The sequence below is a fragment of the Candidatus Polarisedimenticolia bacterium genome (genome assembly GCA_035764505.1).
Taxonomy (GTDB): Bacteria; Acidobacteriota; Polarisedimenticolia; order Gp22-AA2; family AA152; genus AA152.
The window spans coordinates 1-14,277 of sequence record DASTZC010000048.1; the positions used below are offsets into that span (position 1 = coordinate 1).

General features: G+C 65.9%; 15 protein-coding genes. 6 read left to right on the top strand and 9 right to left on the bottom strand.

Annotated elements, in window-relative coordinates; all coding sequences use genetic code 11:
• Positions 1–421 (bottom strand): AI-2E family transporter (locus tag VFW45_03245; GenBank protein HEU5179780.1); only part of this gene is annotated, 421 nt, incomplete at its 3' end.
• A 591-nt stretch (positions 422–1,012) separates the two neighbouring features.
• On the opposite strand from VFW45_03245, the gene VFW45_03250 reads away from it, so the two are divergent.
• Complete coding sequence (locus VFW45_03250; protein HEU5179781.1) at positions 1,013–1,969, top strand: RNA polymerase sigma factor RpoD/SigA; 957 nt, start codon at positions 1,013–1,015, stop codon at positions 1,967–1,969.
• A 44-nt stretch (positions 1,970–2,013) separates the two neighbouring features.
• On the opposite strand, the gene VFW45_03255 is transcribed toward VFW45_03250, so the two are convergent.
• Positions 2,014–2,136, bottom strand: coding sequence for a hypothetical protein (locus VFW45_03255; protein HEU5179782.1), 123 nt, complete (start codon positions 2,134–2,136; stop codon positions 2,014–2,016).
• A gap of 388 nt (positions 2,137–2,524) precedes the next feature.
• Here VFW45_03255 and VFW45_03260 point away from each other — a divergent pair, with 388 nt between their 5' ends.
• From VFW45_03260 to VFW45_03270, 3 genes are all read left to right on the top strand, one after another.
• Positions 2,525–3,304: a prolyl oligopeptidase family serine peptidase gene (locus VFW45_03260; protein HEU5179783.1), complete on the top strand. Its 780-nt coding sequence runs from the start codon at positions 2,525–2,527 to the stop codon at positions 3,302–3,304.
• A 204-nt stretch (positions 3,305–3,508) separates the two neighbouring features.
• Positions 3,509–4,387 carry an ABC transporter ATP-binding protein gene (locus VFW45_03265; GenBank protein ID HEU5179784.1) on the top strand — a complete coding sequence of 293 codons (879 nt, stop codon included), beginning with the start codon at positions 3,509–3,511 and terminating at the stop codon, positions 4,385–4,387.
• Positions 4,388–4,397: 10 nt separating this feature from the next.
• Positions 4,398–5,213, top strand: coding sequence for an ABC transporter permease subunit (locus VFW45_03270; protein HEU5179785.1), 816 nt, complete (start codon positions 4,398–4,400; stop codon positions 5,211–5,213).
• 514 nt (positions 5,214–5,727) lie between these two features.
• Here the strand turns inward: VFW45_03270 and VFW45_03275 are convergent.
• Together VFW45_03275 and VFW45_03280 are read right to left on the bottom strand one after the other, a co-directional pair.
• Complete coding sequence (locus VFW45_03275) at positions 5,728–5,946, bottom strand: hypothetical protein (GenBank protein ID HEU5179786.1); 219 nt, start codon at positions 5,944–5,946, stop codon at positions 5,728–5,730.
• Positions 5,943–6,155: a helix-turn-helix transcriptional regulator gene (locus VFW45_03280; GenBank protein HEU5179787.1), complete on the bottom strand. Its 213-nt coding sequence runs from the start codon at positions 6,153–6,155 to the stop codon at positions 5,943–5,945. Before VFW45_03280 ends, VFW45_03275 begins: the two co-directional genes overlap by 4 nt.
• Positions 6,156–6,356: 201 nt before the next feature.
• On the opposite strand from VFW45_03280, the gene VFW45_03285 reads away from it, so the two are divergent.
• Both VFW45_03285 and VFW45_03290 read left to right on the top strand, forming a co-directional pair.
• Positions 6,357–7,460, top strand: coding sequence for a hypothetical protein (locus VFW45_03285; protein HEU5179788.1), 1,104 nt, complete (start codon positions 6,357–6,359; stop codon positions 7,458–7,460).
• A gap of 21 nt (positions 7,461–7,481) precedes the next feature.
• Positions 7,482–8,246, top strand: coding sequence for a TlpA disulfide reductase family protein (locus VFW45_03290; protein ID HEU5179789.1), 765 nt, complete (start codon positions 7,482–7,484; stop codon positions 8,244–8,246).
• Between the two features lie 172 nt (positions 8,247–8,418).
• On the opposite strand, the gene VFW45_03295 is transcribed toward VFW45_03290, so the two are convergent.
• From VFW45_03295 to VFW45_03315, 5 genes are all read right to left on the bottom strand, one after another.
• Entirely contained in the window at positions 8,419–9,777 is a 1,359-nt protein-coding gene (locus VFW45_03295) for an ATP-binding protein (protein HEU5179790.1), read from the bottom strand.
• A complete protein-coding gene (locus VFW45_03300) occupies positions 9,774–11,144 on the bottom strand; it encodes a sigma-54 dependent transcriptional regulator (protein ID HEU5179791.1) in 1,371 nt (456 codons plus the stop codon). Before VFW45_03300 ends, VFW45_03295 begins: the two co-directional genes overlap by 4 nt.
• 211 nt (positions 11,145–11,355) lie before the next feature.
• Positions 11,356–11,517, bottom strand: a complete 162-nt coding sequence (locus VFW45_03305) for a hypothetical protein (GenBank protein HEU5179792.1) — start codon at positions 11,515–11,517, stop codon at positions 11,356–11,358.
• 7 nt (positions 11,518–11,524) lie between these two features.
• Positions 11,525–13,972 carry an ABC transporter permease gene (locus tag VFW45_03310; GenBank protein HEU5179793.1) on the bottom strand — a complete coding sequence of 816 codons (2,448 nt, stop codon included), beginning with the start codon at positions 13,970–13,972 and terminating at the stop codon, positions 11,525–11,527.
• 23 nt (positions 13,973–13,995) lie between these two features.
• Positions 13,996–14,277 (bottom strand): FtsX-like permease family protein (locus VFW45_03315; GenBank protein ID HEU5179794.1); only part of this gene is annotated, 282 nt, incomplete at its 5' end.

Below are 14,277 nucleotides of genomic sequence, written 5' to 3' on the forward strand. Positions count from 1 at the left end.
CTTCCGGCACCTGTTCAATAATTGTCTGTATCTGCCCACGCAACGAATAGACCCCCAGCACCAGCGCGCACACTACCGCCACCAGCACGACAATGGCACCCAGCACGCGAGGGATTTTGATCCTCTCGAGCCACCCGACGAGCGGATTCAGGGTGTAGGAAAAGAAGATCCCGAGCATCAGGGATATAACGAAACTCTGCGCCCACTTTAGAACGAGCACCACAGCGACCGTAGCCAGGATGCCGAGCGCCAGGCCCCGGGCGTCCACAGACATGCGGACGGTCGACCGCGTCGCGTCCGACGTGGGCGTCCCTTGCATGATCAAAGCTTCTTCGGAGCGATTTGCCGATTCGCCCGCGGTGGGATCGGGATTCGCGGCTGTGGCTGGAATGGGAGCGCTGCTCATGGCATCTTGGGCCACACGGGGTCTCCTTTCATGGGTGAGGCCGGCCCCGCGGGCTCGTCGTCCTTGGAACTCCCCGGCCCCTCCCACTCTTCGATGACCATCCCTCCAGAGCATGAATGAGATGATCCTTTCCTTGAGGACTTAGGTACTCATGATTCGCTTTCCAGCTCGTCGATTTTTCACGTTTCCCTTGCCACCGGGTTTCTGTGCGGCCCTTTTTTTGGCCGCCGTCATTCTTCCGCCACGACTCTTTTTAGCCATTTTCTAGCCTCCTCTTGCTGAGAGAACGTTTTCACTCCGACATGGTAAGGGGCGGAGCTGAAGAAGCGCCATGGGGTCTTTGCCCCATCTGCTTCTCCTGTCCTTCCGGCGAGCAACCTAGACAAAAAGAGCCCGACCGCGCTTGGCGATCGGGCTCTATCAGACAACCGGATGCTCTAATCAGCTTCCGGTGGCCTCGCCGCGGGCGCGGAGACGCAGGGGGAGGCGCAGGAGCGCCTGGCAGCCTGGCGTGAGAAGCCATGATTTTGGCGCATTCGAGCACTGATCGCAGAGGCCCGGACTTCTATGCTGGCACTGTTCGACGAGCGATCAAGGAGCCGCGAGATGAGTTCACGGAAATCGGCGAGCTCGGCAGCTGCCCGCCTTGGTGTCGCGGGCGGTCCCCAGTCGGGGGTCAGCCGGATGGGTTACAGGCTCAAAGACCGAAGCAGCTCGGTCTCCAGATATTTTTCGGAAATTCGCGAGTTTCCCATTCTCTCCCGGAGAGAGGAGCAGGAGCTGGCGGCATCGCTCGCCGGCAAGGATCAGACAGAGGCGATCAACAAGCTGGTCGAGTCGAACCTGGCCTTCGTGGTGAGCGTCGCAGCGGATTTTCGAAATTCCGGTCTTTCCTTCGAAGACCTCATCAATGAAGGCAATGTCGGCCTGGTCGAAGCGGCCCGCCACTTTGATCCGAGCCGGGGAAACCGGTTCATCAGCTACGCGGTGTGGTGGATAAAGAAGTCAATCCATCTGGCCCTCTATCGCGATTCCCACGCGGTTCGAATCCCCAAGTACCAGATCGACCGGGCACGACAAGTCGGCGCCACCCAGCGTGACCTTGCCAGGAAGCTGGGGAGGAAGCCCGACCGGCAGGAGGTTTCCCGGAAGCTGCAAAGCACGATAGCGAGAGTCGACGAACTCCTTCAGCTCCGGCAGGAGACCGTCTCCCTGGACGAGAAGACCGGCCGGGACAAGGACACGCCCCTCTCCGAATCCCTGGTGGACCTGAAAGCGGTGAGTCCCGAGGAGGGCCTTCTCCAGGAGGAAAGCCAGGAGTTGATCCGTCTTGCCGTCGAGACACTGACCGACCAGGAGCAGACGGTCATCATCGATCGGTTCGGTCTGCACGGTGGGAAGGCTCTCACGCTCCGGGAGATCGGAAAGCGGCTGGGAGTCACCGCCGAGCGCGTCCGTCAGATCGAAGCACAGGCGATGAGACGCCTGCGAAAGCTCATGCGAACTCAGGCAATCGCCTCCCCTTCGACGCCTCTGCGCCCTCTGTTGAGCTCCGGGAAGTAATCGCCGTGAGCCTCACCTCGGATTGAGCGCACGCTGTCACGAAGTCAGCAATTCACATAGCCCAGCATCCAGAACACGATCAGGAAGATCACGATCGTCGAAAGACATCCACCGCCGAGTTTCCAGGCCGCTGCTCCCGCCAGCAACCCGCGCAAGGGTCCTCGCATGAAAGACACTCCTCTTCAGTTCGACGAGGCGACTGACCATAGCGTCGCTAGAGACCGGGATGTCAAGTAGCAGTCCACTGATTCTATGAGATCGGATCTCCGGAGCACAGGTTCGGCGCCCGCACTCTTCGACCCGGTTCCTGCGCCCGTTTCCGGAACCGGTGGATCCCACAAACGAACATCCGGTCCCAGCCCTCCATTTCCGCGCCCAGCGAGGAGGGGTCTGGCGCTTGATCGGGGCTGGTACGGCGCTTGCTCCGCGAAGTCCAACCCTATGGGCGATCTTTTCTACGCATTCCACAAGCGCTCCTGGCCCGCCGCTGTCGTATTGGCTGCTTGCGTTGTCACGTGCGCAGCTTCGACGATGCCTGTGGACGGGACTCTAAGGGTGAGCACCGAAGGCGCCTTGCTCGCCGGCCGGATCTGGTTCCCCAGCTCCGGCCAGCCTCCCTTCGCCGCCGCGGTGCTGGTGCATGGCTCCGGCCGCATGACGCGCAACGACATGCAGTACGCGCGCGTCCGCCTGTTGTCGATGGGGATCGCCGTGCTGGGCTACGACAAGCGCGGCGTCGGAGAGTCGACGGGGGAATACGATGACGTCGGCGTGTTCACCAGCCCCGCGAGGATGCCGCTGCTCGGCAGGGACGCCCTGGCGATGCTCCGGGCTCTACGCCGCCGCGATGGCGTCAATGCCTCGCGCGTCGGATTCTTCGGCGTGAGCCAGGCCGGCTGGATTATCCCCGCGGCGCTCGGGAACGCCTCGCCCGGCGAGGTAGCCTTCGCCATCATCCAGTCGGGGCCGGCCGGCAGCGTCGGGGACGAGTATGCGTACAGCCAGGCCACGGGAGACGGAATCCGGCCGCACGATGACCTGACGCCCGAGCAGATTGACGCGCGCGTGGACGCATACGAAGGACCCGCGGGATTCGACAACCTACCCATCCTGCGCCGGGTGACGACACCCCTCCTCTGGCTGGTCGGGGAGGCCGACGAGAGCATCCCCGTACGCCACACGCTCCGAAACCTGAGAGTGCTCGCGGACCGCGGCGTGCCGATCGTGCTTCGCACCTACCCGGGGGCAAACCACTCCCTGTTCACCCCGTCAGGACCCGTGCCTTTCTGGGACGACGTGCGCGCCTGGCTGAAACAACAGCGGGTACCTCACTAGCGAGCAGGGTGCAAGCGGTCGACTCGTGAGGTAAACTCTCCCTTCAAGCAGACACTCAAGAATCGAATCCATTATCAGACGTACAATTCCAGCTTGAATCGCCTGTCCGCCATTCGCTCAGGCATGTTGTCGGGCGCGCCAGGGAGATCTGTCCTGGTCATTCGAACTGCGGGACTCACGATCCGGTTCGGGGACGTCGTCGCCGTGGACGGCCTCTCGCTGGAAGTGTGCCCGGGCGAGGTGTTCGGGGTTCTTGGCCACAACGGAGCCGGGAAGACGACCACGGTCCGGCTTCTGAACGGAATCCTCGCGCCGACCGCCGGGAAGGCGGAGGTGCTGGGCCTCGATCCGGTGCGCGACGGGCCGACACTCCGGGGGCGCACCGGGGTCCTCACCGAGGTGCCGTCGGTGGACGACCGGCTCACTGCCACGGAGAACCTGACCTTCCACGGCCGCTTCTACGCCCTCCCCTCGGCTGAGCTCTCGCGGCGGGTGAAGGCGCTTCTTGAGGAGTTCGGGCTCGCGGAGCGGGCGAAGGACCGGGTCGGGACGTACAGCAAGGGGATGCGGCAACGGCTCGCACTGGCGCGCGCCATACTCCATGACCCCGAGCTCCTCTTCCTGGACGAGCCGACCTCCGGGCTCGACCCGGTGGCGGCGCGCCAGGTCCACGAGCTCATCGGACTGCTCCGGCGGCGCGAGCGCACCATTTTCATGTGCACGCACAATCTGGTCGAGGCGCAGCGGCTCTGCGACCGCGTGGCGGTGATGCGCGCCGGCCGCATCCTGGCGATGGGATCTCCCGGAGAGCTTGGACAGCGCTACGGCGCCGTGCGGGTTGAGCTGGAGGTGGAGGCGCCCCGTGTGTCCGAGACGGTGGCCGCGCTCCGCGGCGCCGGGCACGCCGCGGCGGAGCCAATGGAATCCGGAGTCGTCGCGGTGCGTGGCGCGGGTCACGCGGATGTCCCCTCGATTCTGGAGACGCTGGTTGCCGCGCGCATCCCGGTCTACCGCGCGGGCGTGGAGCACGCGGCCCTGGAGGATGTCTACTACGCCCTGATGGGCGATGTGAGGGCCGAATGAGAAGGGCGACATGAGAGCGGCGCTGGTGCGGGCGCTGGCGGAGAAGGACCTGCTGGTGGTGCGGCGGAGCAGGCTGGTCATGCTCCCGATGGTGCTCGTGCCGCTCCTCCTCCTGGTCATCGTCCCGGGTGGGATGCTCCTGGCCGCGTACTTTGTCCCGCCGAGCGCCGGCGCCAACGACATCGCCGAGCTGCTGGCGCACCTCCCCGCCGCGCTACGCGAGAGCTTCCGCGGCTACACCGACCTCCAGATGGTGGTGGCATACGTCGCCGGGTACCTATGGGCGCCACTATTCCTCATCGTGCCGCTCCTCGTCTCCTCCGGTATCGCGGCCGACTCCTTCGCCGGCGAGCGGGAGCGAAAGACACTCGAGTCGCTCCTCTACACGCCGCTCACCGACCTGGAGCTGTTCGCAGGAAAGGTGGCCGGCGCCTGGTTCACCGCCGTCGCGGTGGCGGCAGGCGGCTTCGTCCTTTACGCCGTGACCGTGAACCTGGCTGCGTGGCCGGTGATGGGGCGGCTCTTCTTCCCCAATCTCACCTGGGTCCTTCTCCTCTTCTGGGTCGCCCCGGCGGTGGCGCTGCTCGGGCTGGGCACGGTGGTCATCCTCTCCTCCCGCGTCGCGACCGCGCATGAGGCCTTCCAGTCCGGGGGGCTGGTCGTCCTCCCGGTGGTTGTCCTCATGATCGGCCAGCTTACCGGCGTGCTCTATTTCGGCCCGCTGCTGGTGGTGGTGCTCGGCGCCGTCGTTTGGGTGCTGGCACTGCTGGTGCTCTGGATCGGTTTCCGCCGCTTCCGCCGCACGGAGCTGATCACCCGAGTGTGACACGGCGAGCGGCTGCCGCCTTGCTCGGGTGTCAAAGCAACCCTCATCTCCGCCAGCAGCAACGAGGCAGTCCCACGCCCACATCGGCGAGATAATCTTCGCCAGGAAGAGCCCGATGCGGCTCGAAGGTGGCTTACTCAGCCAGCCGGTGATGATTCGGTTCGGCTGGTCGGCGTCGGTGCCGCGGTCGACAAGCCTGGGCCTGAAATCTTTTCCCTTAACCCTCGCCGGCTCGTCCGCCGGCCAGAGTCGAAGCTCACCGCTATTTGTCGCTCAGGGAGCTGGATTCGCCGCAGCTCGAATGACCCCCCAGGCGGAGCCACCAGATCATCAAGCCCAATTCCATTCCCAGGAGCATGCCGCGTATCCCGTCGATCCGATCGGTCCAAGCGCTCGTGGCATAACGTGTCAGGAATCCGGTCGCAAAGAACAGGAGCAGGCACAACATGGCGAGCCGGAAAACAATCTTAGGCTGATGAAGAGGATTTCGAAGTGTCATCGCTTTGTCTCCAGGTCAATCGGTGAGGCGGTACCAGATCAGGACGGTCAGCTTGACCACCACGAAGGTCAAGCCGATGGCGAGCAGATCCCAGGAAAAGATGTGGTCCACGAGATAGCGCCACTCGAACAATACAATCGAGAGAGCGCTCGAGACGATGCCGGCCAGGCTGGTGGACCGTCTCCGATGCTCCAGAAATCGCTCGTCGATCACGCCCACTCCAGGAATTCTCATCGGTGCTTCTCCAGCAGAAAGATTTCTTCAATCGGCCGGGCAAAGATCTTCGCGAAGGTGAAAGCCAGCGGCAGGCTCGGCACGTAGCGATCGCGCTCGATCGAGTTGATGCTCTGACGCGAGACGCCAACCGCTTCGGCGAGCTGCTGCTGCGTCCACCCCTTCTCGACGCGCAGCTCCTTGACCCGGTTCCGTATGCGAATCGTCATGTCAAGTAAACTTTCCATCGAACTCTACACGTCACTCTCGGGCAAGTCAAGCAAACTTTACATATTCCGTACTCAATTTCGGCGGCCTGCTCACCCACGGAGTGCGAGCAGCGAAGCGGCACAACCTGAGAAACCATTCCTCGAGCCAGGCGTATGACAATTTGAAGACATCAGGGTCGTCCCATGACTTCGGAGTCGAAGGTGAGCTTGTCCCGCAGGCTGATTCCGTTGGCTTTGCTCCTCTGGGTATTCGCCTTCGCTTTGGCAGCGCCCTCTCAGGATGCAGCTACCAGCATCAAGAACGAGACGGAGCGCCTGCAGAAATCCCTGAAAGAGAAGCCTGCTTCCAATTCAGACTTCGCCGAGGCGGGCGATGCGGCAAAAGCGGCTCTGCAAGCCGCCGCCCAGGCGAGTGCTGCGGGTGATTTTTACTCGAGCCTGGAAAGCCTCGGACGAGCGGCGGACCTGTTGGGAGGCATCCGAGTGATGGTCGACCAGGCTTCCTTGGTGAAACAGGGCCTGCCCGCCTTCGAGGCGGCTTGGGGAGCAGCCAGCCAGCGTCTTGCGGCGCTCGACAAGAAAGCGCATGAGCGGACATGGGGAGCTGCAGCCGTAGCCGTCCGCGCTCTGTCCGAAGCCGCCCAAGGCAAAGCGATTCCGCTGCTGGACGGGGCCCGCGGATTCGCCATCTCCAAGGGTCCCGCCGAAGGCCTGTTCTACATGGGTCAGGCCGAAGGGGAAGCGGAATTCGCCGGATTCTGTGCCGCCCTGAATCTCCCTGCCGCCAAAGCGAAGTTCCCGCTGCGCTCCTACCTGCCAGAGCTCCAGGCGCTCCAGGCCAAGGCCAACGCGGCCTTCCAGCCTCCGCGATCCATCGACCTGCATCCCCGCTTTATCGCGTTGAATTCGACCATCAAGCTCGCGGAAGAGCTCGACTCCACCAGGTTTCATGCAGGCGCTCTGTATCAATACCTGGAAGCGATACGTCACTACGGCATGCTCGAAGCACCGCCCCTCGATGACGCCAATCAATCCCGCCTCAAAGAAGACCTGGCCGCAACGCAGAAAAAGCTGTCTGCATCGACGAACGACGACTCCATCGCAGAGCTGTTTCTGCAACGCGCCTGGTCCCAAACATCACACGCGGACGGCACCGCTCCCACCGCGGACGAATGGCGCAGCGCCCGGGTGATTCTTGACCAGGTCCTGCCTGCCTATGCTGCGGCGCGACAGCCCGCCTCCCCCCTGCAAAAGGCATCGGGCAAGACGGTCGAGATTACTCTCGTCCGCTGGCCTTACACGTGAAACATCTCCGACCCGGCAAGTTTGCTGGTACAGGAAGTCGCAGCCAGGTATTCCGGGCAAGTCCATTTCGTCAGCGAGAATTTTGGCGGATCGAAGCTGGCCGAGCGCTACGGCGTGAAGGGCTATCCCGCCGTTTTCGTGGACGACGTGCTGGTGGCGGTTCCCCGTGATTTCGGATACTTCGGGGAAGTCGATGGGACGGGTCGCTACGCACCCTGGCGCAATGCCGACAATCAGGCCAGGTTCAAAGCGGATCTGATCCGCATGGTCGATCTGATCCTCTCCGGCCACCAAGACATCGTCAGCCGGGAGCACGCCGGCACGAGTGGCACGGCCCATGAAATGGCGGCGCTTCCCAAATTCAGTCTGCCCGACCTGTCCGGAAATCTCCTGAACGCAGACCAGCTCGCGGGTCGCGTCGTCCTGGTCGAGTTCTGGGCGACCTGGTGTCCTCCCTGCCGCTCCACATTGTCCTGGCTGGGTGACCTGAAGGCTAAGCATGGGGACAACCTGGAGATTCTGGCCCTGGCCGTGGAATCCCCCGAGGAGGAAGTCCGTACCACCACAAAGTCGCTGAGCTCCGACCTGCGTTGGGCAATCGCCGACACCGCCACGGCGCAAGCCTTCGGCGACATCACCTCGGTTCCAACGTTGTTCCTGTTCGATCGCTCCGGGAAAACCGCACGAGTGTTGTACGGTGCCCCGCCGGACCTGCATCAGGTAGCCGAGGCGGCTCTGAAGAGTCTGATCCAGGACAGCGCTGCGGCCACAAAAGAGAGTCAATGATCTTGGGGCCCGCGCACTGAATGCAGCGCCGTGCAAACCTTCGCCCGCGGGAGGCACCCCGGTCACCCCTGCAAGTGATAGCGGTGCAGTCCCGGAACGAGGAGCAGCTTCCATCCGCTGAACCGGTGGACTTGGCGAATGCCTATGAGCCGGCAATCTCGGACTCTGAGGATCAGCTGCCGGTGGCGTCGCCGCGGAGACGGGGGCGCAGGGGGAGGCGCAGGAGCGCCTGGCAGCCGGGCGGCGGCTGGCGGTTCTGCACGTTCAGCGAGCCGCCGTGCGCCTCGGCGATCTGCCGGCTCAACACGAGGCCGATGCCCGATCCCCCGGGCTTGGTGGTGAAGAAGGGCACGAAGAGATTCGAGGTGTTGGACAAGCCCGGGCCTTCATCATCCACCCAGACCTCGCAATGCGTGGCGGTCTTGTTCCAACCGACGCGCACCCGGCCGTGCGTCTCGAGCGCCGCGTCGACGGCGTTGCGGATCAGGTTGATCAGGAGCTGCTCGAGCTGATCGCCGTCGGCGCCGATGGTCAGCGCCGGGCCGGGAGACAGCGCGATGGGGATGCGCGTCTCCAGCGACACGACGCGGCGCACCAGCGCGCCGAGATCCAGCGGCCGGATCTCGGGGCGCGGCAGCCGCGCCAGCCGGGCGTAGGCCTCCATGAAGCGGTTCAAAGCCTCGGAGCGCGCCGCGATGATCGCCAGGCCGCGGCGGAGGTCCTCTTCCCAGTCGGCGGGGCGCGGCTCGCGGCGCATCAGCGATTCCAGGCTGGCCGCGATGGAGCGGATGGGCGCCAGCGAGTTGTTCAGCTCGTGCCCCAGGACGCGGATGAGCCGCTGCCAGGCCTGCCGCTCTTCCTCGCGCAGGGCGCGGCTCACGTCGCTGATGACCAGCATCTCGAGCGGCAGCCCGCCCTGGCGGAAGCCGCTGCGGCGCGATTCCCAGCGTCCCGATCCGCCGGGAAAGGTGCGCTCCAGGATGCGGGGCGCCTCATCCCGCAGGAAATCCCCGAGGCCCAGCTCCTCGGCCGAGCGCCCCAGCAGCCGCTCGGCGGGGCGCGCCAGGATCTTCTCGCCGGCCCGGTTCACCAGGTGCAGTGTCTGGGCCTCATCGAAGGCAAACACCGCCACCTCGATCTCTTCCATGATCTTGCGAAGCAGCGCCGTCGCCTCGAGCGATTCCAGCCTCTGCCCGTGCAGCGTCTCTCCCAGGGCGTTCACCTCGAACATCACGTCGCCCAGCGCATCGCCGCGCGTCGCGCCGCGGGCGCGGATCGAGAAGTCCCCCTCGCGCAGGGCCGCAAGCAGGTTGGAGAGGGTCTGCAGCGGCATGACCACCTTGTTGCGCAGGGAGAAGGCGAAGCCGAGCCAGGAGAGCGCGATGAAGGTGATGAGCGTCCAGGTAACCTTGCCGGAGTAATCGCCGGACCACAGCAGTCCGAGCGCCGTCAGCGAGCCCCCGAGTCCCGCCAGCAGCGCCAGGAAGAGGACCCTGCGCTCGAAGGATGGACGAAATCGCCGCCGGCTCACAGCGCGTACCGCTGGATGCGCCGGTACAATGCGCTGCGCGACAAGCCGAGCGCCTGCGCCGCCTGCGTCACGTTGCCGCCGAACTTGGCGAGCGCCTTGCGGATGAGAGTGATCTCCACCTCCTCCAGGCTCATCTCCTCCAGTCGTCCCGGCGGCGGCGCTCCGGCGCGCAGCGCCAGATCGGCAGCCCGGACCAGGTCCCCTACCGACATCAGCACGCCGCGCTCGACCGAGTGATCCAGCTCGCGCACGTTCCCAGGCCAGCCATGCTCCAAAAGCGCCTGGGTCGCGGCGTTGTCGAAGGCGGAAGTCTTCTTGCGGTAGCGGCGCGAATGCTGCCGCAGGAAGAGAGCGGCCAGTGGCAGGATGTCCTCGCGCCGCTCGCGCAGGGAAGGGACGCGGATCTCGATCGTGTTCAAGCGGAACAGGAGGTCCTGACGGAAGCGGCCCGAGGCGACCTCTTCCCGCAGGTCGGCGTTGGTTGCCGAGAGGATGCGCACGCTCACCTTGCGCGTGCGCGACGAGCCGACGCGCTCCAGCTCCCCCGTCTCGAGCACCCGCAGCAGCCGCGCCTGCTGTTTCGGCGAGATGTTGGCGATCTCATCCAGGAAGAGCGTGCCGCCGTCGGCCATCTCGAAGCGGCCGACCCGGTCGGTCTTGGCGTCGGTGAAGGCCCCCTTCACGTGGCCGAACAGCTCGCTCTCGAACAGGCTCTCCGACAACCCGCCGGCGTTCACCGTCACCATGCCACGTCCGGAGCGGGTCGAGGCGGCGTGCAGCGCCGCGGCCACCACCTGCTTGCCGCTGCCGTTCTCGCCCGTGATCAGGACGTTGGCGTCCGACGGCCCGACCCGCTCGATCACCTGCAGGACCGGCTTCATCGCGGACGATTCCGCCACCAGCTCAGGCCGGCCGTCGTCGCGCAGCGCCCGGTTCTCGGCTTCGAGCAGGCGCCCCTTGCGCAGCGCGCGACCCAGCTCCACCTGGGTGCGCAGGATCGAGACGAGGCGCTGGTTCTCCCATGGCTTCTGCACGAAATCGCGTGCTCCGCGGCGCATCGCCTCCACCGCCAGCTCGACGTTGGCCCAGGCCGTCATCACGACGATCGGCAAGTTGGCGTCGAGGACCTGGATCTTGGAGAGGAGGTCGAGCCCTTCGCGTCCGGAGGTCGTATCGCGGGCATAGTTCAGGTCCATCAGCAGGACGTCGAAGTCACGCTCTTCCAGCGCCGTCAGCACCCCGGCGGGCGAGGTCGCGGCCTGAATCCGGTACCCCTCCCCTTTGAGAAGGAGCCGGAGCGATTCGAGGAGATCGGGCTGGTCGTCGGCTATCAGGATGGCCGGGGAGTCGGCCTCGCGCTCTTTCATGCGGAAATCGGACCTCGACGGCCGCCCGCCGGAGAGGTCTCCGGGGTTCCTCACGGCCGCGTGACACTTCTGCTGAATCGCAATCGTAGCACGCCGGGCGGGACGGGGTCTGGCCTATCCTGCGCCGCGCGCCTCTTTCCTTCCGGGGCGGCAGGCCCTCCGGAGGGGCGCAGCCGGTTCGGGTGCCGGCCCGGCGGCCGGTCTTTCCAATTCAATCCAGCCGCAAGGCGCTGATTGGATCGACCCGGGCCGCGCGCAGCGCCGGCAGGAGTGTCGCCAGCAGCGCCGCTCCCCGCAGGAGCAGCGGGGTTGCCGCCAGGGTCGTCGGATCTCCGGGCGCCACGCCGTACAGCAGGCTGGAAATCAGTCCCATCCCCGGCCTACTCGTGGCGCAGGGCGCGCACCGGATCGAGCCGCGCCGCGCGGCGCGCCGGAAAGGCGCTCGCCGCCGCGCCCACCACGCCTAGAAGCAGCGACACTCCCGCGAAAGTGGCCAGATCGGCCGGCGTCACGCCGAAGAGCATGCTCGAGAGCGCCCGCGTCAGGGCCGCCGAGAGAGCCAGCCCCAGGCCCACGCCCCACAGCGTGAGACGCATTCCCTCGCCCACGAGCAGCCCCAGGATGTCGCTGCGGCGCGCCCCGAGGGCCATACGAATGCCGATCTCGCGGGTGCGCCGCGCCACCGAGAAGGCGACCAGGCCGTAAAGTCCCACCGACGCCAGCAGCAGCGCCAGCGTGCCGAACAGGCTCAGCATCTTCGTCATGCCGCGCTGCTTGTCCGCCCTGAGCCGCAGGGTCTCCTCGAAAGTCCCCGTGGAGTAGATGGGCAGGTCGGACCCCATGGATCGCAATTCGTGCTGCACGGACGAGAGAATCTGCGAAGGACTCTTCTCGGCACGCACCAGAAGCGCCACCTCCGAGAGAAGATCGGGGCTTTGAAGATGCGCCAGGTAGACGAACGGCTGGGGGTCCTCCGTCAGCTCGTCGTACTTGGCGTTTTTGGCCACGCCGATGACCTGGAGGAAGGGTCCCGACTCTCCGTCGAAGCTGATGCGCTTGCCCAGCGGCTCTTGACCGGGCCAGAGACGCCTGGCGCAGGCTTCATTGACGATGGCCACGCCCGGCGCCCCCGCCGCGTCGCGCTCGGTGAAATCCCGGCCGCGCAGCACGGGCGTGCGCAGGGTCCGGAAATAGCCGGGGTAGACGGCGTTCGCGAAGACATGCAAACCTCCGGGAGCTTCCCCTTCCGCTCCTTCCGGGATCAGCTGCATCCCCAGCATGCGTCCGCTGAGCGGGGCGAGGCTCGCCAGGCTGGCCGAGTCCACGCCGGGAAGCGCTTGGACGCGCTGCAGGAGCAGCTGGTAGAACGCCAGGCTTTTCTCCCGTGAGTATCCCTGCAGGTTGAGGTCGAAAGACATGGTCAGGCCGTGGCCGACGTCGAAACCGGGGTCCACGCGCGAGGCTTTGCCCAGGCTGCGCAGAAACAAGCCCGCGCTCACCAGCAGCACCATCGACAGCGCCACCTGGACGACGACCAGCAGACGCTGCGTCCTCGTCCGGCCGCTGCTGCGCTCGGTCCCGTCGCTGCCCAGCACGAGCGCCGGATCCCTGCGGGAGGCATGCAGCGCCGGGATGAGGCCGAACAGGACTCCGCTCACCACGGCGAGCCCCAGGGCGAAGGCGAACACGCGAAAATCCGGCGCCATCGCCCCGGCGATTTCGTCCGGGAGCTCTGCGAACAGGCGAAAGAGATCGGTCCCCCACTCGACCATCAGGAAGCCCGCCGATCCGCCCACCAGCGAGACGAGAAGGTTCTCGATGAGCAGCTGCCGGACGAGGCGGGCCCGGGTCGCGCCGAGCGCCAGCCTGATCCCGAGCTCGCGCCCGCGCGCCGCCGCCCGCGCCAGGAGCAGGTTCGCCACGTTGGCGCAGGCGATGAGCAGGACCAGCCCGGTGACCGCCATCAACAAGCCGGCGATCGACAGGACCTCGCCGGCGGTGGCCGGATGGATGGCCCCGCCGGCGCGAGTGACCTGCACCTGCACTTTTTCACCCGGGTTCCCACGAGGGTTCCCGACTCCCGCCGCAAGGCCCGCCAGGCTCGCGCGCGCCTGCGCCAGGCTCACCTCCGGCCTCAGGCGCCCCATCACGCGCACCCATGCGGCATCCCGCTGCGACAGCAATGAAGCGGAGCCCGGCATCACCTGGACATGCATCGCCAAGGGAACCCAGAGATCGGCCGCGTATTCCGCCTCCGTGCCGGTGAACGAGGCCGGAGCGATTCCCACCACCGTGAAGGCCTGGCCGTTCAGACTCACGCTGTGACCCACGAGATTCGGGTCGGAGCTGAATTGCCGCTTCCAGAGAGCGCGCGACAGGACCACCACCGGGACGGCGCCCGCCGCCCGATCTTCCTCGGGCCCGAAGAAGCGTCCCCGATCGGCCTTCACACCCAGCACCGGGAAGTAATTGCCCGACACCATCACCCCGCGCAGGCGCTCGGGCCGATCGCCTCCCGCCAGCGCCACGGGAACATCGGCGTAGGCAAGCAAGCCGGTGAACGCCTCGTTGTGGTCGCGCATATCGACGTAATCAGGGTAGGAAAGATTCTGGGGCCGCACGGCTCCCGGGGAAAGAGTCGTCAGCCAGACGAGGCGACCCGGATCCTCGACGGGCAGGGGCCGCAGGAAGAAGCCGTTGACGATCGAGAAGATCGCCGTATTCGCTCCCACCCCCAGCCCCAGCACGAGCGCCGCCACGACGACGAATCCCGGGCTTTTCATCAGAAGGCGGGTGGCGTGGCGAAAATCCTGAAGGACTCCGTCCATCGATTCTCCTGTAGGTTGCGGACCTATTCGCTGCGCAGGGCAATAAGCGGGTCGACCCGCGCCGCGCGCCGCGCCGGCACCCAGCTGGCGATCACCGCCACCGCCGCCAGCACCAGAGACACGCCGACGAAAGTGACGGGGTCGATCGCGTTGACCCCCGTCACCAGCCCCGACACCAGGCGCGTCAGGTAGGCCGAGGCTGCCAGGCCGATCGCGATCCCCAGCAGCACCGGCACCATTCCCTGGCGCAGGACCAGATGCAGCACGTCGGCCGGACGCGCACCCATCGCCATGCGGATGCCGAT